Here is a 19,554-nt window from a genome sequence, read left to right on the forward strand (position 1 = left end):
TCGAGTGATACTAATCGGTCGTGAGGCTTGACCATATTACGAAACCCCTGAGGACACTCGGGGGCCTTGCTAATAGCAACAACGCCAGGAAGAAATCGGATGAAGATTTCAAATAGGACAAACTCTCTATCGTAGTATATATTTTGTTAAGGAACTACAATCAATCAGTGGTTTGCTGCATCACTAAAGTAAAGGCCAAGCTCAAAAAGCTTGGCCTTTACTTTTTTTGAGAATACCAGAGGTCAGCGAGAAATGAAAGATACGAAATCCTCGAATCAACCCCCCACGCATGTGGGGAATAGATACTAACCTCACATGCGAAGTGGTCTTGTCGCTTTCGGTTTTGCGGTTGGTCGCGAGGCTTGACAATATTACGAAAGTCTTGAAGACATTCAAGGCCTTGCTAATAGCAACAACATCAGAAAAAAATCGAATGAACATTTCAGTTTAGAAAACATTTACATTTCTCTCATCGCAGGATATATGTTGTTAAGGAATGACGATCAAACAGCCGGATATTCGGATCAAAAGAAAAGCCAGGCTAAGTCGGTCTGGCTTTTGTGTTTTGGATATCGTTAGACGGAACAACACAATGGGTCGCCTTCGACCAAAATCAGAAAAATCCAGCCAAAAAAGAATACATCGAATTTTTGGAGTTTTGAGGTGGGGAGAATACAGGGACGCAAGGAGATAATAAGAGAATTAGTTTTTCTAAGATTTCTTTCGGAAGAAAGTCCGAAGTTTTTTATTAAAAGTCAAGGTCGTATAGATAGATTTCGCACTTCAATGTTAATCACAATCAGCTTTGCATGTAAAACTCAATTGAAATAGATTAATCCCCTTTTAATGGTTTGATATCGCTTTACTACTCGGACGTATGAAAATATTACCAAGTTATTAGCGGCCAAATTTGGGAAAAAAATAGCAGTACTTAAAAAATGAAGCAAATGCGGGATTTACGGCATTTTGGAGTAGGACTAAAACATTCAAATTATTGAAACAACCTAATCCAAGTATTCTATTTATGCGTCCGAGTAGTAAATATAATATTCTCCAAGTTTCCATGATTAAGTCTCATTTTTGCAAACTCTTTTTAATTTTGACAAAATTTAATCTTGAACTATTTAATAGATCTCTAATATCAACCTGGTCGAACTTGCAACGTTAGTCGATGAAGTAAATATACATTCGAGATTGTTTTGAAATCGGAAAAAGAAACACGTAAAGACATTATCGATCAAAGGTTACAAGAGGCCGGTTGGAATTTACAAGACCGAACTCAAGTAATCGAAGAATTCGACATCGAAGTAAAAAATTCCAATGGATTTTTGAATGCTCGCTCATCAGCTACTCGACGTCAATTTAGTGATTATGTATTATTAGGTAAGAATGGTAAGCCACTCGCGGTCGTTGAGGGAAAAAAAACATCTAAAGATGCTTCACTTGGGAGAGAGCAAGCCAAGCAATATTGCTATTTTATACAAGAAAAATACGGAGGACCTCTTCCATTTTGTTTTTATACAAATGGATACGATATCTATTTTTGGGATTTAGAAATTTATCCACCAAAGAAGGTATATGGTTTTCCGACACGTGAAGATTTAGAAAGATATTCTTACTTAAGAGATGCACGCAAACCTTTAGCGAGCGAGTTGATTAATACAAATATTGCCGGTCGAGATTACCAAATTGCATCGATTCGTGCCGTTATGGAGGCAATCGAGAAAAAGCGCAGAAAGTTTCTTTTGGTGATGGCAACCGGAACAGGGAAAACAAGGACCTGCGTGGCTTTGGTTGACGTGTTGATGCGTTCTGGTTGGATAAATCGAACTTTATTTCTTGTGGACCGAATTGCACTTCGAAAACAAACACTGGATGCTTTTAAGGAATATCTTCCTAACGAGCCAATTTGGCCGAAAAGTGGGGAACAAGAGATTTCCAGCGAACGTAGGATCTATGTATCCACATACCCAACAATGCTGAATAGCATTCGTGATGAAAGGCGATCTCTGAGTCCTCACTTTTTCGATTTAGTCGTCGTAGATGAAAGCCATAGAAGTATTTATAATACTTATCAGGAAATTTTAGATTATTTTAATACTATAACTTTAGGTCTCACGGCCACTCCGACGGATGTGATCGATCATAATACGTTTCGTTTATTCGAATGCGAGGATGGGGTCCCGACTTTTGCGTATTCTTATGAGGAAGCTGTGAATCATATCCCTCCTTATTTATGCAATTTTCAAGTAAAGAAGATTAAATCTAGGTTTCAAGCAGCTGGAATAAACAAACGCACGATATCATTAGCAGATCAGAAAAAATTGATTTTAGAAGGGAAAGAAATTACTGAAATCAATTTTGAAGGTACGGAACTTGAAAAAACGGTAATTAATAAAGGAACAAACTCTCTCATTGTTAGGGAGTTTATGGAAGAATGTATAAAGGATCCTGATGGGGTTCTTCCAGGAAAAACCATCTTCTTTTGTATGACGAAATCGCATGCGAGGAGAATGGAAGAAATTTTTGATTCTTTGTATCCTGAATACAAAGGTGAAATAGCGAAAGTTTTGGTCAGCGAAGATCCGCGTGTGCATGGGAACGGCGGTTTACTGGATCAATTTATAAAGAATGATATGCCAAGAATTGCAATCAGTGTGGATATGTTAGATACGGGGATCGATGTCAGAGAAGTTGTAAACCTCGTTTTTGCAAAACCTGTTTATTCATATACAAAATTCTGGCAAATGATAGGTCGTGGAACACGTCTTTTAGAGCAGGATAAGATCAGATCTTGGTGTCCTGAAAAATCCTCCTTCTTGGTTTTAGATTTTTGGGATAATTTTGAATACTTTAAACTAAATCCGAAAGGAAAGAGGGTGACTTCACAAATTCCTTTACCCGTTAGACTTTTTGGACTTCGGTTGGATAAAGTTGAGAAAGCCATTGAGCTGGGCGAGGACTTAATCCGACAAAAGGAAACTTTAAATTTACAAAGACAAATTTCTTTCTTACCGAAAATGTCCGTAGTAATTTTAGAAGCTCAAAACGAAATTCGGAAAGTGGAAGACAAAAATTTTTGGAATTATTTAAGCCGGGAAAAATTGGAGTTTTTGCGTTCTATTATACAACCACTTTTTAGAACCGTTTCGCAGACCGATTTTAAGGCGATGCGATTTGAGAAAAACATTGTAGAAGTTTCTTTGGCGAACCTTTCTGAAAAAAAAGAGCGGTTTGAAATTTTAAAAGAATCGATAGTAGAGGAGATTGGAAATTTGCCTCTTGAGGTTAATATTGTCGCTAAAGAAAAAGAATTGATCCAAACTTCACTGACAAATTCTTTCTGGGCTACGATAAACGAATCCAAATTCGATACATTGATCGAAAAATTGTCTCCTTTGATGAAGTTCAACGAAGACGAGTTCTTTACCAAAGGACCTGCTAAATTTGATCTACAAGATATCGTTCACGAAAAGGAATTTGTGGAGTTTGGGCCATCGCACGAAGCCTTGAGTGTGGCGAGATATCGGGAACTCGTAGAAGAAAAAGTAAACGAACTGGTTTCTCGAAGTCCTATTTTGAAAAAAATCAAACAAGGTCAGGAGATCTCGGACGTAGAAACGGAGATGTTAGCAGAAGAACTTTATAATGAGCACCCTCATATCACGATTGATTTACTGAGAAGAGTTTATAATCACAGAAAAGCTGAGTTGGTGCAATTCATTAGACATATCCTTGGAATAGAGATTTTGGAGAGTTTTTCGGAAACTGTAAGTAAGGCTTTTGAGATTTTTATCCAGAACCATAGTTATTTGACTAGTCGCCAGTTGCAGTTTTTAGATGTATTGAAAAATTATATCTTGGAAAAGGGCGAACTCCATAAAAGGAATCTGATTGAATCTCCTTTCACTCTTTTACACCCAGAAGGGATCCGTGGAATTTTTGACCCGAAAGAAATCGAAGAAATTATAGAATTAGCTGATAAGATAATCGCCGCTTAATGTTACAAAATAATCCTCAATTAAAATCTCTCATAGACAAGCTCTGGAATAATTTTTGGAGCGGAGGTATTAGTAATCCATTAACAGCAATCGAGCAGATCACTTATCTAATTTTTATGAAACGTTTGGATGATTTAGAGACCAAGCGGGAGAGAGACGCAGAATTTATCGGAGAAAAATATAAATCCAGGTTTAGTGGGAAATTTAAGGTTCCAGGTAGTAAAGAGTTTGTTGATAAGAAGAATCTTCGTTGGAGTAAATTCAAACATTTTACCGCAAACGAAATTCTACTTCATATCCAAACCAAAGTTTTTCCTTTTTTGAAAGAATTGAACGGGGACGCTTCTCCGTTTACACATCATATGCAAAATGCGGTTTTTATAATACCGAAAGCTTCTCTTTTAGCGGAAACGATCAACATCATAGAATCGATTTTTTCCGAAATCGAGAGAGATGCGAACGAAGGAGGACATGCGTTTCAGGACATCCAAGGAGATGTGTATGAAATGTTATTGAGTGAAATTGCAACCGCAGGTAAGAACGGGCAATTTAGAACTCCTCGACACATTATAAAATTGATGGCGGAACTCGTGGCTCCTCAGCTTCGGCAACGAGTTGCCGATCCAGCCTGTGGAACAGGAGGATTTTTACTTGGTGCTTATCAGTTTATGCTCACGGATTATATTCGAAAAAAAGATTCTAAAAAGATTGTTCTGGATGAAGACGGCTTTGAAAGAGGGGCTCTAAGTTCAGTCGTAGATAAAAAAGTAAAATCGATTTTAGACGATAGCTTTTATGGGTATGATATCGATACGACGATGGTAAGGCTTGGGCTGATGAATCTTATGATGCATGGAATCGACGAGCCTCATATCGATTATAGGGATACGTTAAGTAAGAAGTTTAATGAAGATGGACGATATGATATTGTTCTAGCAAATCCTCCTTTTACAGGGAATATCGATGCCGGAGATATTAACGAAAATTTGAAGCTTCCAACTACAAAGTCGGAACTTTTATTCGTAGAAAGAATTTTTAATATGCTTCGAATGGGAGGAACTGCCGGAGTCATTGTTCCTCAAGGTGTACTTTTTGGAAGTGGAAAGGCATTTGTAACTCTTCGTAAAAAACTTATAGAAGAATGCGAGCTCAAAGCGGTAATCACATTACCGAGCGGTGTCTTTAAACCCTATGCCGGAGTGAGCACCGCCATTTTAATTTTTACCAAGGGCGGGGAAACGGAACATACCTGGTTCTATGAGATGCAAGCTGACGGATATAGTCTGGATGATAAGAGATCTAAGATCGAACAAAGCGATCTCATGGACATTGTCAGTCGATTCCAGTCTAGGAATCCAAAAAAGGATACGAACCGAACGGAAAAAGCCTTCTTTGTTCCAAAGCAGGAAATCGTTGGTGATAAACCAGAGGAAAGTAAATACGATCTTTCTTTAAACAAATATAAGGAAGAAGTCTATGAGGAGATCGAATACGAGTCTCCCAAGCTAATTCTGGAAAAACTAGAGATCTTGGAAGTGCAGATTCAAACCGGACTTAAAGAGCTCAAATCCAGGCTTTAATATGTTCGCTTTTTTAAAAAATGTTTTCATATCCTCCTTACGGAGTTCCTGCAAGTTTTACAGTCAGGACCTAATTCGTAATCTATTCTATTATTCTAATATAAAGATCGAGTTTATAGAAAGGGATCTAAAAGTAACTCGGATCACCGCCTCTAAATATTTGAAGGAACTGTGTGAGGAAGGCTTTCTTCAAGAAGAAAAATTAGGGCGTTCGAATTATTATATCATCCTTCGATTGTTTAGGATTTTGGTTGGTGAGGTATGAATCTTTTTGTAATTAGATTGGAAATAAAATTTTCATGAAAAATGTAAAATTAGCGGAGCTTGTTTTATCTCTTGAATCTGGTGGTCGACCCAAGGGTGGAGCTATCGAAGAAATAGCTGGAGCAATACCTTCAATCGGTGCGGAGCATCTCAGTAATGATGGAGGATTTAATTTAAAAAATATTAAATATATTCCTGTAGAATATTATAAAGAACTTTCTAATGGGATCATTAAAGTGGAAGACATTTTGATAGTTAAGGATGGAGCTACCACCGGAAAAACTAGTTTTGTTTCATCTGCATTTCCTTTTAAGGAAGCAGCTGTCAATGAACATGTTTTTACTTTGAAAATAGATAAACAAATAGCTAGTCCACAATTTGTTTTTCAATTCCTGAGATCGAAGATAGGGAGTAAGCAAATTTTAAATGATTTCCGTGGTGCAACCGTCGGCGGAATATCAAGGCGGTTTATTGAAATCGTTCAAATCCCCCTCCCACCTCTCTCCGAGCAAATTCAAATCGCTGAAATTCTCACCCAAGCCGAGACTCTGATCGCCCAACGCAAAGAAAGCATTCGTTTGTTGGATGAGCTGGTCAAGAGCCAGTTTTTGGAGATGTTCGGGGATCCTGTGAAGAATGAAAAAGGGTGGGAGGTGAAGAGGTTAGGGGATATCGCTCGTTTAGAGAGAGGAAGATTTTCTCCGAGACCAAGAAACGATCCATCCTACTTCGATGGAAATTATCCTTTTATCCAAACTGGAGATATTAGTAAATCAGATGGCTATTTGAGGCACTATACCCAAACATTAAATGAAAAAGGGATAAAAGTAAGTAAACAATTTAGAAAAGGTACCATTGTAATTGCAATTGTTGGGGCAACGATTGGAGCAACTGCGATACTGGACTTAGACGTTTATGCAACTGACAGTATTGTTGGAATAAACTGTATGGAGATTACTAATTTCAATAATTTATTCTTAGAGTTTACCTTGAGATTTTGGAAACCAATTTTGCTTCAAAATGCACCAGAGGCAGCGAGAGCAAATATCAATTTGGAAATTTTGAAGAGATTAGAGTTAATTTTTCCTCCTATTTCTGCCCAAATCCAGTTCGCAAATTTTTTAATACAAGCAGATTTACAAAAGAGATCCTACCAAAATAGTTTGCAAGAATTTGAAACCTTTTATACGGCTCTAAGCCAGAAAGCATTTCGAGGAGAACTTATTTTTACAGAAGAAAATACTGTATCTCCTATAAAAACACAAACTCTAAAAAAGAAAGTTACTCAGGAATCAGGGAAACTTCTCAAATTAAAACCAACAAATGTAGACTTCTACAAACGAACCGTATTAGCTGCCGAGATCGTGTGGCAACTTCATAAGGAGCCTACATTCGGACATTTGAAATTGCAAAAGTTGTTATATCTTTGTATACGAACTTCGAATATGCAATTACCGGTGAATTTTTCCCAACAGGCAATGGGTCCTTATGATCCGCGGTTCATGCGATCTATCGATAAGCAATTGCAAGAAAAGAAATGGTTTCGGTATAATAAAGACAATCCTTTGAAATACGAACCCCTGGCAAATGTAGGCCAACACCAATTGGATTTTCAGAAGTATTATTCTTTGGAACAAGAACGGATTTTCTCCCTTATTAAGAAATTTAAGACTACTAAGTCGGATACGGTGGAAATTGTGGCAACTCTCTATGCTTGTTTAGATAATATAGTCGAGCAAGAAGAAACATTCTCCGAGCCTTTGTTGATGAAAATGTTCTATGAATGGTCTGGTCGCAAAAAGATTTTTGATGAGTTGGAAGTCCGGAAGGTTTTTCAAAGGATGAAGGATTCTAAGATTTTGCCAAAAGGAATTTGAAAAAAGAAAAGTTTCAAACAGAGACAGCGAATCAAACAACCACCACCTCCGTATCCAAAAAAGAAGAACAATTCTTCGTAAAAAGAAAAATTCTCGGATCGTATATCATCAATCAAAGCTTAAGCGATCCGCATTTCGGAGACGTAAAGTTCGAAAAACTTTTGCACCTATCGGAATATCATATTCTTAAAAGAAATTTCGGACAGCATTATATCCAGAAGGTAGCAGGGCCTTATGATAATAAATTTACGATTCCTTTTTTCCAACAAATTGAAAAGGATCGTTGGTTTCAAAGAATCAAAACGGGAAAACAATTTCTTTTCAGACGGGGAGAGAAGCACGAGAGTTCGATTAAAACGTACAACTATTTTTCTGCAGAAGAGTTAAAATCCGTTCTGAATCTGATCGAGTTGTTTCGAAAGGCAACTTATGAGCAGGTAGAAATCGTCTCTACTTTGTATGCAGTTTGGAATAACCGAATTATCAAAGGTGAACCTGTTGAGGATGAGCTTTTAAAACAGGACTTTTTGAATTGGGATTCTAAAAAACAAAAATATAAAGATCGCTTAGATAAAGCCCTGAGCTGGATGCGAGAGAGAGACCTTGTTCCAAGCGGTTGGGGATTGTCGATTGAGAAGGCTGGATTCATCATCCCCATTTGAACACTTTTTCAAGGACGACTATGTAAGGTCGATGTTCAAAACTTTTAAAGATCTAATTTTTCCGGATTTTCGATTATTTGTTTTAAGTAAGAGTGAATTTCCGGGTCGTTATCTTGGATCAGTTGCCAAAAGGAAAATCCACGTATTTTATATTTTCTTAATAGATTCATCTTTGTTTCAAAGGACCTTCGGTTTATATAAAAAGCGACACGATCACAGTTGCCTAAAGTATACCAAAGAGAAGGATCGTCGTAAATATGTCCTTCGTGTCGATACAAATAAGGGCGAAGATAAATCCAATCACCTGATTTTTTAGCGTTTTTATAAATTTTAATCACGTCCGTAGGTTCTTCGATTTTCGGATTCCAATTCGTTTTGATAAATTGAGCGCGGGAATAAAAAACCGCTTTGGATGGAATATCGCAATTTAGCGGCCAATCGTAACCATACGTTGGAATTGCCATATATAGTTTAGAATTAGGAATTTTTTTAGTAGAATATTCTAATATTCTTTCGATCCACCAAGATGGCGCTTGTGGTCCGGGACCCGGAAAAGCGTTTTTTCTAGGATGTAATTCGTAAGCCATGATTTTAATTTTATCCGCTACTTTACCTAAAAATTCGTAGTCGTGCGAAAGTTGTCCTCGGTAAGCTTCATAAAAATCAACCTGCATCTTTTTGCCGCTTTCTTTGCAAAAATAATCTAATGGCTGTTCTGCGAATGTTTTAGGATGAATTGCAACTGATAATAATTTATTTTTCTTTTTTAGTTCTTTAGAAAGAAGGGTAAGAAACGTTTCGAAACTTTCCTTTTTGTCGCATGTCATTCCTTCGTAGTCGATGTCGATTCCGTCGTAGCCGTAAGTATCAATTTCTTTTAAGATTTGTTGAATATGATAATCTCGAATTTTTACGTTTCCATTGAGTCCGATAACATCCGAAACTTTTTCGAAATCATTTTCCCATCGAAATATCGTAGGAATGATTTTAGTTTTTGGGGAAATTGTTTTTAAAGTCCAAATATAAAATTCTTGAGCTTCATGATTCCAAATGGATTTTATATTGCCAGTGTTGGTTCTACCTCCTTCTAAAGTATAAAGAAAGGGATGAATCTCGTCATATAGATGAACATTTTGTGTCATCGCGACTATATCCGAAGACCAAGTGGATGCTAAGAATTTCTTTTCATTTTTTTTTGTATCACTTTTGAAATCGTATGACGAATTGATAAACTCGGAAAAATTTTTAGAGATACGAAAAAGATACCACGCCAAAAGTAATAAGATAAAGGTAAAAAAAAGTAAAAGAAATTTTTTCAAAAAAAGCTCGGTTACACTGTTTCCGGATTGAATTCTTTCGGTCAGTTTAAATTCGGATTCTATTCTGGAAAGTGAATTATAGTCTGAAAGTATCCAAAGAAGAAATGGTATCATGAATTTTAAAACGAAATCTGCTTTAGCGTAGAATTTTTGGATATTTTATTATAATAACATTTAGTAGGAACTTTGAATTGTGTTTTTTCATTAAATTCATGTGTTAATTTCTACAACTGGGCTTGGGGATAAAATCTGAAAAACTCGAACAAATATTTTGTGGTTTAAGATTTTTTATAAAACTAAATATAAAATTAAAAAAGATACAACAAGTTAATCGGTCTTTATAAGTTGTTTGAGAAGAATTTATATTTTATAATAGTATAATATATTTATTTTACTTCTATAAAATATATCAAAAATACTTTATATTTTATCAAAATACAGATTCTTATTGTTCTAAGACACCTTTTATTCTGTAAAACATTATGATGGAAATTGGGTTTAGACTGATTTATGTTTTAATTCTTTCAAAGATAAAAAATAAAGTTCAGATTTTCTTTTTTATCAGTTTTTTGAGAGTTTAAAATTTTAAAACATGCGCATTCAACTCTTTGTTTATTTTTGCATAATAGAATGCTACAAGCTTTTGACAAAACTGTTTTCTATAAAATAGAATACCCTAAATTTTTATTACAAAGATCTGTTGTGGAGCAGAATTTTGGATACTTTATATGTAGTACCAAGGTAGTGCTGTGGAATTTTAGTTCCCTTATTCAAGTTATAGGCCAGTCAGAATATAAATCTAAGTTGAAAAAAAATTAGGATTCATTTTAGAATCATTTTAGGGATTCCTAAGAACTATTATAAAAACTTGTCCCAAAATCTAAACATCGGTCCAAAGAGAGGTGTGTGCTGAGTTTTCGAACGCCCATAGGAGCGAGGCGCTGAATTCATAGAAATGTGTGAATTACTACGAAGTATGTAACGATATTAGAACTACTCGCAAATTACCAAATGCGGTTTAATTTGTGAAGCTACTGCATTTTATTAAAAATTTCTAAAGAATGATCGTGTAAAAAATTCTTTGAGGTTTTAGGACAAGTTCTAAAAGATTATCGCGAACTTTTATCACAAAAGCTCGTTTAAGTGCGAAGTATTAGGGACTTTTATATAATATTACTTATCCTATATATTAGAGTATCGTAAATTTTAAAAATGAATTTCTATTTCGAGAACAAAATTTTAGGTATTCTATTCTATAGTTCTGAGTAACAGTCGATTTGTTTTTATTTCAGAGAGTTTATTATAGAGGTGATTATTTTTCAACTTCGATTGAATGGAGTTAAACTAAATGATTCATAAAACAAATCCAAATTTACTTTTAGAGCGAGAAATGAACTGTATAACCAAGTTAGAGAAAAAAAAGATACATGTTTCTTGGAAGGAAATTTTTGTTTCTTCGACTTTTCTGATAATGATTTTTACTTTTTTAAAATGTAATTACCGTTATTACGTGCAAAAGAACATTTCGGAAAATACTTCAATTCCAATTATATCTAAAGTAAAAATTACTTATATAGGTTTTCGTCCTTATGAGACTGAAATTACTAAATCTTCTACTGAAACTCGTGTTTATACTGCAAATTTGGTTTATCCTGACAGAACTATATTCAAATTTCAGAATGGAGTTTATGCGTCTGATTTAAAATCAGTCGGTTATAGAAAGGACGTTTCTTCTGATAAGGTAAAAAAGTTTGTCCAAGACTATTTAAATGAAGTGAAAGAAAGCGGCGTTCTCGAATTGACGTACGTAACAAGTGTCGAAAAAAAAGGTGAAGAACGTATCTTTAAGTTAAAAGATATCGGAACTGATTATTATGTGTTGGGAATTCATACTCCTGCTTTTCAAACACCGAAACATTTCGGAAGTAGTGTAATTCAATTATTCTCTTCTGTTTTTTCCGTGATAAGTTTTGGTTTGATTCCAAGTTATGCTTCCTTACAAGCTGGAACCGAAATCAAAATTTATGATAAAAATTTAAATCAACTTACATCCATTAAGTACAATCATGGATATTCCGTTTTAGGTGCAATATGGGTTTCATCCGTTCCGAAAGAATGTAGTAGGATGGGATGTAACGCTTTAAAACAAGTCACCTCTCCTCCTAAATTTGTTTATCAAGAATACGGGCCTCAATTTGAATCAGATATAGTGAGCTTTATACAAACTCAGTCCTTAATTCGTAAGTGAAAATTTATAAGTTTTTACGAGAAAACTTGTTCAAAAGACAGAAGTAGTAATTTATCTTTTTAGAATATATATAAATTATAATTTATTTTCAAATTACATGGGCAATCATGGTTCTTTTGTTTTTCGCAATTTGGCAATAGGGTAGTTAGATTGGATCTGGTCGAGTTCTCGAAGTTTACAACTCCGGTTGTGTTTAACTTTTTATCGGTAATGAACTCACTCAAGAGCCTGAATTTTTTCAGTTCCATTATTACGATAGTTTAATTTTGACTTAACATTTTCCTTAAATGACTCATTTACCATTCGGACACATGAAAATGGGTGTAAAAATGATCGTGGGCTTGGAGAAAAATGCGAAGTTTTTACAAATTGTGTCTATTTCGGAATATAGTTATTTTTTGAAGGAGATCCTACATTTGATTGTTTCGACAAGCTCATAATATTAGTTTCATACACATTTGTAATAAAAGGACGTATTTTCCAAATTCGTGGAGCCATTGCTAAAATCAAAAGCCTGTCGAACGCCAATAGAAGTGAGACGCTGAGTTTCTCGAACGCCAATAGAAGTGAGACGCTGAGTTTCTCGAACGCCAATAGAAGTGAGACGCTTTAGTTTCTCGAACGCCAATAGAAGTGAGACGCTGAGTTTCTCGAACGCCAATAGAAGTGAGACGCTGAGTTTCTCGAACGCCAATAGAAGTGAGACGCTTTAGTTTCTCGAACGCCAATAGAAGTGAGGCGCTTTAGTTTCACAAAAATGTGGATTTCTAACAATTTAAGAATTCGTTCGTAAAATCGCAATTTGCGGTAGTTCCTACAAATTAAGTCACATTACAAATTTTTAAACATATATTTTTTGTATGAGTTCCCACATTTTAGGAACTGATCGATAAAGTTCAGATCCCAACTTTTTCAGAAAAATGAATTTTTCACGCTGAACTCATGTTAAAATAACAAAAAAATACTAAAAGCTTGTAGATCATGCGATACGACCGGTTTTGTAGGAACTACCACATTTTATCAAAGATTAAAAAATGATTCATTGTAAGGTTTTGGACGGGCTCTAAAAAGTTGGTTCGTTTTAGTTTTAAAATGCAGTAGTTCCCACAAAATTTCAGTCGTAGGACAAGATTTTTCTTGTACTTTTTTGATCCCATCATAACTTATGTCTATAATATGTAGAAAAAGGTCTTTACGAGATCGAATTCAAATACATAATGCGACATAATAAAATTATCAGAAACTGAGTTAGTTGGATATGAGCAGTAGCGAAACTGAAATTCTAGAAAAGAATTCTAAAAAAAAGACAGAAATTGAATTTCATAAGCCTACTCTTTCCAGAGAAGATTTGAAAACGGTTTTAGAATGTCTTGTAGAAGACCATCTCACAACCGGAAATGTAACTACACGTTTTGAAAAAGCATTTGCTTCCACTTTCCGTTATAAACAAGTTATTTCCACAAATCATCTGACTTCTGCTTATCATCTTGCACTACTTGCCTTGGATGTTCAAGCAGGGGACAAAGTTGTACTTTCTACATTTGCACCCGTTTCGGCGCTTGACGCCATTTTTCTTCTAAAAGCGACTCCGGTTGTAATCGATCTGGATAAAAATTCTTTTCATCTTAATTCGGAAGAACTTACACAGAAATTAATAGATCCTTCTATTAAAGCGATTGTTTTAGATCATTCTTTTGGGTCCATCGTAGATGCAAAACGTTACGACTTTAAAGGGATCCCAGTTATCGAAGATATTTCCGAAGTTTTAGGCGCACAAAATGCAACTTTCATTCCGGGGAAACAAGGAAGTCTTGCCGTTTGCGGACTTTCCGTAGATCAAATGATCACAACCGGAAACGGTGCGATGATCATTACAGATCAAGAACCACTGGCTAAAAAAATTCGAGCGATGAAAACAGGTAAGGAGCCATACCAAAGAAAAGAAGGACAACCTAAGTTAGATTATAATCTTATCGACTACCAAGCAGCGCTTGGAATTGAACAACTTTCCAAAATTGGAATCATCTTAGAAAGAAAAAGAAAAATCGCACAAGTTTATCTACAATCGATCTCAGGAACTTCAGTTAAAACTTGGTACGGAGATCCAAATTTAGATACGTTCAATCGTTTTATTATTCTTGCTCCTGGAAGTTACGAACAAGTGGAAAGATATTTTCGCTCTTTACAAATCGGAACCCAAAAAGTAATGGAAGAACCGATTCATCATATTTTAGAACTTCCTAATACAGATTTCCCAAATGGAGAAAGGCTCTTTCAAAGAGGTCATTGTATTCCAATTTATCCTAATTTAACAAAGGATAATATTCAAAGAATTTCCCAGGCAATCCGTAGAATTTATTAATCGATCTGGCTATTCCGGAATTTACGGCTTTTTTGAAATAGTTTGTACATTTTATCTTTTTGATAAATCCATAATAGAGTTATTGAAAAATAAATTCCTCATCTGTTTTATGAAAGCGGTAGATTGAAGCAGTTTTGTTAAACACCACTATGGAATTTTTTAACAAATCTATTATTATTTTGATAAGTTCTCGTAATAAAAATGTTTTTTTAGATTTTATAATTTTATAAAAGTTCTCTAAAAGAATTCTTTAAAACCTTATAATCCACAGATTGATGAAAGATCTGCGAAATGACTTATTTTGTAGTAAAGTTGCCAGTAATTATGAAGAGAATATTTGTTACTAATTTTTATAAAATTGAGAACCGTTAAATTTTATCATAAACTTTAATTAACGTGAACCCTGGCTGACGTAAAAAAATCGGGGCGAATCCGGCTTTGCCACAGACAGCCGGACCGGGCTCTCAGCTCTGGTAAATAAATTGAATGCAAGAAATATAATACGATATATCGTCTTTAGTTTCAATATAGAACGCGGATTCATAGAGAGCGTTCTGCTTTAGTTCCCCGCATCGATCCCTTTTGCGTTATATCGAATTCATATAAATTAAATGCAGAATATTGGTACTTTATTATGTAGTTCTGAGTAGTATGATTCATGAAATTTATTATTGAATCTAAATTATAATTTTTGATCCCAAAAACCGTATTCTAAATTACGCATATAAGCTTATCTTGGCGTAAAATATGTAGATTTATTTAAACAAATTACACAATATGGTCGTTTGTCTTTAAAAAAGAATTGCAAAATTTATTTCCATAACAAGGATCATTTTCCATGCAATTGAGTACTGTTTTTTCCGATTTTATTTTAAGTCTTGTATCCATCATTGTTGCGATTCAAATCAGAAATGAAACTTCTTATCCAAGATCAACGGGTTTTATAGGATTTCTTATGATAGGAATTTCTGCCGGTTTAGGAACGATTCACTTTTTAGGAATCGAAGTTTTAGATCCGATTTATCGTTTTACCGTAAGCTTGGCTTCTTTTGTGGGAGTGCCATTGATTGGGACTGGTTTTTTTCATATTGGAATCAAAAAGTTGCAAAAAAATAATCTTTATCCAGTTGTGGGAGTTTTGTTGTTTCTTTGTTTGATTTTTAGTTATGTTTTTCCGCTTCCAATCTTATCTACTGCGTTAGGCGGAATTTCTATGATTACTGCAATTCTTGTCTGTATTCGTAAAAACTCTGGAGAAAATAAAGTCCCGGCTTTGTATGGAATTTTAGGCGCGATTCTTTTTATTCTTGCTGGGCTTGTGATTGGAACAACTGGTTCTAGGGGACCGATTTTGAACGTAGATATTTTTCACGTTGTTTTAGCCGTTGCGGTTTTTTCTCTAAGTGTTTCTCTCAAACGATTGAACTAGTTTTTGTTCCAAAACTTCAAAATGTGGGAACTACTAACACTGGTTTAACGGTAAAAATATTATTTAACGTGAGTTCGGCGTAAGGAATTCATTTTTCTAAAAAGAGTTGGGGTGGATCAATTTCTAAAATGTGGGAACTACCTCAAATCGCGATTTTACCAACCAATTCTAAAGTTGTAGGGAAGTTGTTAAAAAATAAATTCTCCACTTAGTTTTTGTTTTATGGAAACGGTCGATTGAAGCAGTTTTATTAATTTTAACTATGGAATTTTCAACTCTATTATTTAAAAATTCTCAATAAGACTGAATTTGTGGGAACTTTCACAGATTTGAATTTTACAGTAAAACTTTGAATTGTGAAAACCAACTACAAATTACGATTTTACAAGCAAATTTTAAAATTATAGTGATTCCTACTTTTAGAAAATACTTTTTTAGGCCGGATTCACGTTAGTGATCTAAAAATCTCTGCATCAAAATTAGATTGGTTCAAGAAACCTCAAGTAGAAGAATACAATATTGCTGAAATCTAAAACGAAAGCCATCATTTTTATGATTTTTCTCGAAAGAACCGTGCTTTTAAAAATTTCCTAAGGCGAGTTACATAATGCTTTGATTATTAAAAAAATTATAATATTATTATGTTGTTAATTAAGATGGAATTTGTTCCGATACCTGAGTTACCCACGAAGAATAATAATTTGCCAAAGTTCTTAAAAACATCAGATCCATTTCATTCTCTTCTTTTAGAATTTTGACTGCGTTTGTAAACTGAAGTCTGAATTCCGTAAGAGAAGTTTTTTCTGGTATTACACGTTTCATCGAAGGAATATTATCTTCCATTCCGTATTCTTGAGCCCACTTTTCGATTAAATTTCCACAGTTATATTTTTTAGAAAGTAAGAGTTGAGCCAATATATGACGAAACATACTTTCTATCGATATGATCGTGATGTCTTTATGGAGAATAGAAATTTCGGTGATAATATCATCCTTTTTATCGATCACTACTTTTGTATTTCCAATTTTGTTAAAGATTTTGGAAAGATCGTTGTAAGCTCTGAAATTTTTCAGAATTGTTTCCCTGTCCTTCATATTCACGGTTCTTTCATGTTCGGGAAGATTCATTTCATTTAAAATCGTTTCGATTACGACAAATATAATATCGAAAGAAAATTGAACGGATTTGCCAACTAGATAAAGAATCTCGTTTTGAAAAGATATATGAACCGCGTTAAAGAATGATTCTAACTTATCAGAAATTAAAGACGAAGAAGTTTTGTAAAGATCGATCATATCTTTGGTAAATTGAGTTCGGTTTAAAATTGGAAATAAATCTGGATGATTGGCATGAGTTCTCAATAACATTTCTTTTAGAACTTTAACCGTACCTTGTTGTACTTCTTCCGTTCTATAAAGAACTCGATAAAGTAAGATAGAAATTTCACGGGATGTCTTTTTAGATTTTAGAATTTTAAGATCGGCCTCATCAAGGCTATAAGATTTCTGGCTTTTTGTTTCTACCATGGGTTTTGAATTGGAGGCCAATGCTGATCTAAAAAAAAGAAAAGTAAAGCGAAATTGTATATAATAACATTTTTACATTGCATTTTAAACCTTTTGTATTAATCTAATCGATCTAAATGAAAATCATTGGTACTGAAAATAAAGTCAACTACGGAGTATTTGATGGTCCGGTTGAATTCAATCATAAAGAATTTCAGCTGTTAGATTTTTTTGGTAAAGAAATAAGCGGATTTAGAAAACGTTTCGCATTTAAAAAATTCAATTATATCGGAATTATCACAGACCAATTCTTAATTGGTTTTGCTGCTGTCAGCCTTGGGTATGTATATAACGTGTTTGCTTATTTGTATCATTACAAAGATGGAATTTTATTTGAGTTTGATACCAAAGGTTTAGATAACGAAAACGGATTACAATTTCCAGTTAACCCGGATGAATATAGGATACAATTCCAAAAAGGAAATTCTTTTCTAAATATATACAAATCACATTCTAAAGGTAAACTTGACGTAAATGCTTCTTTAGGAAATAAATTGCAATTTCAATTCCAAGCAGACTTCGGCCTTAAAAGTCATTCTCCTTTGAGGGTCCTAAATCCTTCTGAACCTACTCATTGGACTTTTACTGAAAAATGTTCTCCTTTGATTCCAAATTCATTAGAACTTTCTTATAAAGGTAAACCTCTCAAATTCGATCGTAAAAAAACTACAATCCTTTATGATTGGTCCGGAGGTTATCTTAGAAAGGAAACCAATTGGTACTGGGCGGCATTAGGTGCAATTCTTCCCAATCGAACTTCAATCGGCGCTAACTTTGCTGCCTTAGTAAACGAAACCTTTTTTTCCGAAAACGCATTTTGGATCAATCGGAAACGAAAAAGAATTTCCAGAGTGATTTTCGATTTTTCTCAAAAAGATCCAACCAAACCTTGGAAGATTTATGACGAGGACGGCTTCGTAAATCTCACATTCATTCCGGAAGGAGAAAGAAAAGATAAAATGAATTTAATCGTTTCTAAATTGTATTTCAGACAATTTGTTGGGAAATTTTCGGGTAAATTTCGCTCTGCAGAAAAAAATGTTTCTTTTAGAGACGTTTACGGTTTTACAGAGTTTCATCGCTCCATTTGGTAGATTGAATTAAAATTTTAGTATATTATAATTTATTATAATAAATAAAATTCAGTGTAAAGGAGTTGAGGAAATGGTATTGAATCTTTTTGTAGATAAAGTAAATTCGATGCGAAAGCGATTGAAGCGTAGAGAAACCAGCAAACGCTCTCTATGGGATTGTGTTCTGAATTGTAACTAAAGACGAAATATAGTATTACCTTTCTTTCATGCAATTTATTGACTGGAGCTGAAGGCGCGGTCCGGCAACGCCGGATTCGCCCTTGTTTTCTTTCTCCGAAGTTACATTATTGAATTATAAACTATTGAATTAGTTTTTTATATAGTTCTGAGTAAAAAAATGAAGTATAATATTGTGACTGCAAGAAATACGCGGTTTTTGTTCTTTTTTTATAGATTCAATTTATAAAAATTGGATCAACTCGGATAAAGTTTCCAGATCTCCTTTTTTTCCTTTTAAATAAGATCTCCAGCCTAATGATTTTGGTACTTCTATATCCAATTCGTATTTATCTCCGCAGTAAACCAAACAATCACCCGAAAGCCTCACCAAACGCATTGCTTCTTCAAATATTTTTGGAGAAGGTTTTTCGTATCCGAATTCGGCGCTTACAATTACAGGATTCAAATACTCTAATATTCCTTTTGTTTCTAAAAGAGCCCTGAGTCTGTGGTCCCAATTTGAAATTGCTCCGAGCCCCCAGTTTTCTTTTTTGCAATAATCTTTAAGTTTCCAAAAACCCGGATCCAAAGTCCATAGCTCCGGGTCTGCAAATTTATGATATATAATTGGAAACGCTTTTTCAATTGAGACTTGGTCTGGAACTCTTTTCAAAAAGTCTTCAAGTAATTCCTTCCACCAACCTGGAGTTCCTCCTGGATGAGATTGGTATTTATCTCTATGTTCCGGTGGAGCGTTTTTTTGCATCTTTTGCCAAGACTCGATAAATGCTTTTTTATAAGTTTCTCCAGCATTCTCTTTTTTTTGTAATCCTGTTTGTAAGAGGATTTCGAGATATGTTTCTCCAGCGGATTTTTTTAGATGAAGAATTGTATCTCCTACATCTAAAAATAAATATTTTTGATAATTCACAGACCTAGTTTATTTACTCCCGATTTTTTGTATCTCCGTAAGAATTTTAAAATTAAAAATGC

11 protein-coding genes and 1 pseudogene are annotated in these 19,554 nt (G+C 34.4%); 9 read left to right on the forward strand and 3 right to left on the reverse strand.

Annotated elements, in window-relative coordinates:
• The first annotated feature begins 1,199 nt into the window (after positions 1–1,199).
• From LEP1GSC059_RS14740 to LEP1GSC059_RS22265, 5 genes and pseudogenes are all read left to right on the forward strand, one after another.
• The gene (locus LEP1GSC059_RS14740; protein ID WP_017213978.1) at positions 1,200–4,001 is read left to right on the forward strand and encodes a type I restriction endonuclease subunit R; all 2,802 of its coding nucleotides are present in this window, start codon (positions 1,200–1,202) and stop codon (positions 3,999–4,001) included.
• Positions 4,001–5,581 carry a type I restriction-modification system subunit M gene (locus LEP1GSC059_RS14745; protein ID WP_017213979.1) on the forward strand — a complete coding sequence of 527 codons (1,581 nt, stop codon included), beginning with the start codon at positions 4,001–4,003 and terminating at the stop codon, positions 5,579–5,581. Before LEP1GSC059_RS14740 ends, LEP1GSC059_RS14745 begins: the two co-directional genes overlap by 1 nt.
• 1 nt (position 5,582) lies before the next feature.
• On the forward strand, positions 5,583–5,846 hold the full coding sequence (locus LEP1GSC059_RS24355; RefSeq protein ID WP_036057733.1) for a hypothetical protein: 264 nt from the start codon (positions 5,583–5,585) through the stop codon (positions 5,844–5,846).
• Between the two features lie 34 nt (positions 5,847–5,880).
• The gene (locus tag LEP1GSC059_RS14755; RefSeq protein ID WP_017213980.1) at positions 5,881–7,722 is read left to right on the forward strand and encodes a restriction endonuclease subunit S; all 1,842 of its coding nucleotides are present in this window, start codon (positions 5,881–5,883) and stop codon (positions 7,720–7,722) included.
• Positions 7,723–7,772: 50 nt separating this feature from the next.
• Positions 7,773–8,384 (forward strand): annotated as a pseudogene (locus LEP1GSC059_RS22265) (hypothetical protein); the annotation flags it as partial.
• 44 nt (positions 8,385–8,428) lie between these two features.
• Here LEP1GSC059_RS22265 and LEP1GSC059_RS14765 read toward each other — a convergent pair.
• Entirely contained in the window at positions 8,429–9,703 is a 1,275-nt protein-coding gene (locus LEP1GSC059_RS14765; RefSeq protein WP_036057765.1) for a glycosyl hydrolase family 18 protein, read from the reverse strand.
• Between the two features lie 1,399 nt (positions 9,704–11,102).
• Here LEP1GSC059_RS14765 and LEP1GSC059_RS14775 point away from each other — a divergent pair.
• The 3 genes from LEP1GSC059_RS14775 to LEP1GSC059_RS14785 all read left to right on the forward strand — a co-directional run bounded on the left by LEP1GSC059_RS14775 (position 11,103) and on the right by LEP1GSC059_RS14785 (position 15,742).
• On the forward strand, positions 11,103–11,951 hold the full coding sequence (locus LEP1GSC059_RS14775) for an Lp29 family lipoprotein (protein ID WP_420323982.1): 849 nt from the start codon (positions 11,103–11,105) through the stop codon (positions 11,949–11,951).
• A gap of 1,258 nt (positions 11,952–13,209) precedes the next feature.
• Positions 13,210–14,313, forward strand: coding sequence for a DegT/DnrJ/EryC1/StrS family aminotransferase (locus tag LEP1GSC059_RS14780; protein WP_017213985.1), 1,104 nt, complete (start codon positions 13,210–13,212; stop codon positions 14,311–14,313).
• Positions 14,314–15,151: 838 nt separating this feature from the next.
• On the forward strand, positions 15,152–15,742 hold the full coding sequence (locus LEP1GSC059_RS14785; protein WP_017213986.1) for a DUF6962 family protein: 591 nt from the start codon (positions 15,152–15,154) through the stop codon (positions 15,740–15,742).
• Between the two features lie 651 nt (positions 15,743–16,393).
• On the opposite strand, the gene LEP1GSC059_RS14790 is transcribed toward LEP1GSC059_RS14785, so the two are convergent.
• Positions 16,394–17,269: an LIC_13029 family protein gene (locus tag LEP1GSC059_RS14790; RefSeq protein WP_002180211.1), complete on the reverse strand. Its 876-nt coding sequence runs from the start codon at positions 17,267–17,269 to the stop codon at positions 16,394–16,396.
• Between the two features lie 116 nt (positions 17,270–17,385).
• Here LEP1GSC059_RS14790 and LEP1GSC059_RS14795 point away from each other — a divergent pair, with 116 nt between their 5' ends.
• A complete protein-coding gene (locus LEP1GSC059_RS14795; protein WP_002180134.1) occupies positions 17,386–18,402 on the forward strand; it encodes a DUF2804 domain-containing protein in 1,017 nt (338 codons plus the stop codon).
• A 400-nt stretch (positions 18,403–18,802) separates the two neighbouring features.
• Here the strand turns inward: LEP1GSC059_RS14795 and LEP1GSC059_RS14800 are convergent, their stop codons facing one another.
• Positions 18,803–19,492, reverse strand: a complete 690-nt coding sequence (locus tag LEP1GSC059_RS14800) for an HAD-IA family hydrolase (RefSeq protein ID WP_020981036.1) — start codon at positions 19,490–19,492, stop codon at positions 18,803–18,805.
• Positions 19,493–19,554 lie beyond the last annotated feature (62 nt).

This window comes from Leptospira noguchii serovar Panama str. CZ214 (assembly GCF_000306255.2).
GTDB lineage: Bacteria > Spirochaetota > Leptospiria > Leptospirales > Leptospiraceae > Leptospira > Leptospira noguchii.

What these genes read in the sequence shown, in the direction of transcription:
- LEP1GSC059_RS14790 (WP_002180211.1), bottom strand. Translation starts at nt 17,269, where the DNA reads ATGGTAGAAACAAAAAGCCAGAAATCTTATAGCCTTGATGAGGCCGAT.
- LEP1GSC059_RS24355 (WP_036057733.1), top strand. Translation starts at nt 5,583, where the DNA reads ATGTTCGCTTTTTTAAAAAATGTTTTCATATCCTCCTTACGGAGTTCC.
- LEP1GSC059_RS14795 (WP_002180134.1), top strand. Translation starts at nt 17,386, where the DNA reads ATGAAAATCATTGGTACTGAAAATAAAGTCAACTACGGAGTATTTGAT.
- LEP1GSC059_RS14755 (WP_017213980.1), top strand. Translation starts at nt 5,881, where the DNA reads ATGAAAAATGTAAAATTAGCGGAGCTTGTTTTATCTCTTGAATCTGGT.
- LEP1GSC059_RS14745 (WP_017213979.1), top strand. Translation starts at nt 4,001, where the DNA reads ATGTTACAAAATAATCCTCAATTAAAATCTCTCATAGACAAGCTCTGG.
- LEP1GSC059_RS14780 (WP_017213985.1), top strand. Translation starts at nt 13,210, where the DNA reads ATGAGCAGTAGCGAAACTGAAATTCTAGAAAAGAATTCTAAAAAAAAG.
- LEP1GSC059_RS14785 (WP_017213986.1), top strand. Translation starts at nt 15,152, where the DNA reads ATGCAATTGAGTACTGTTTTTTCCGATTTTATTTTAAGTCTTGTATCC.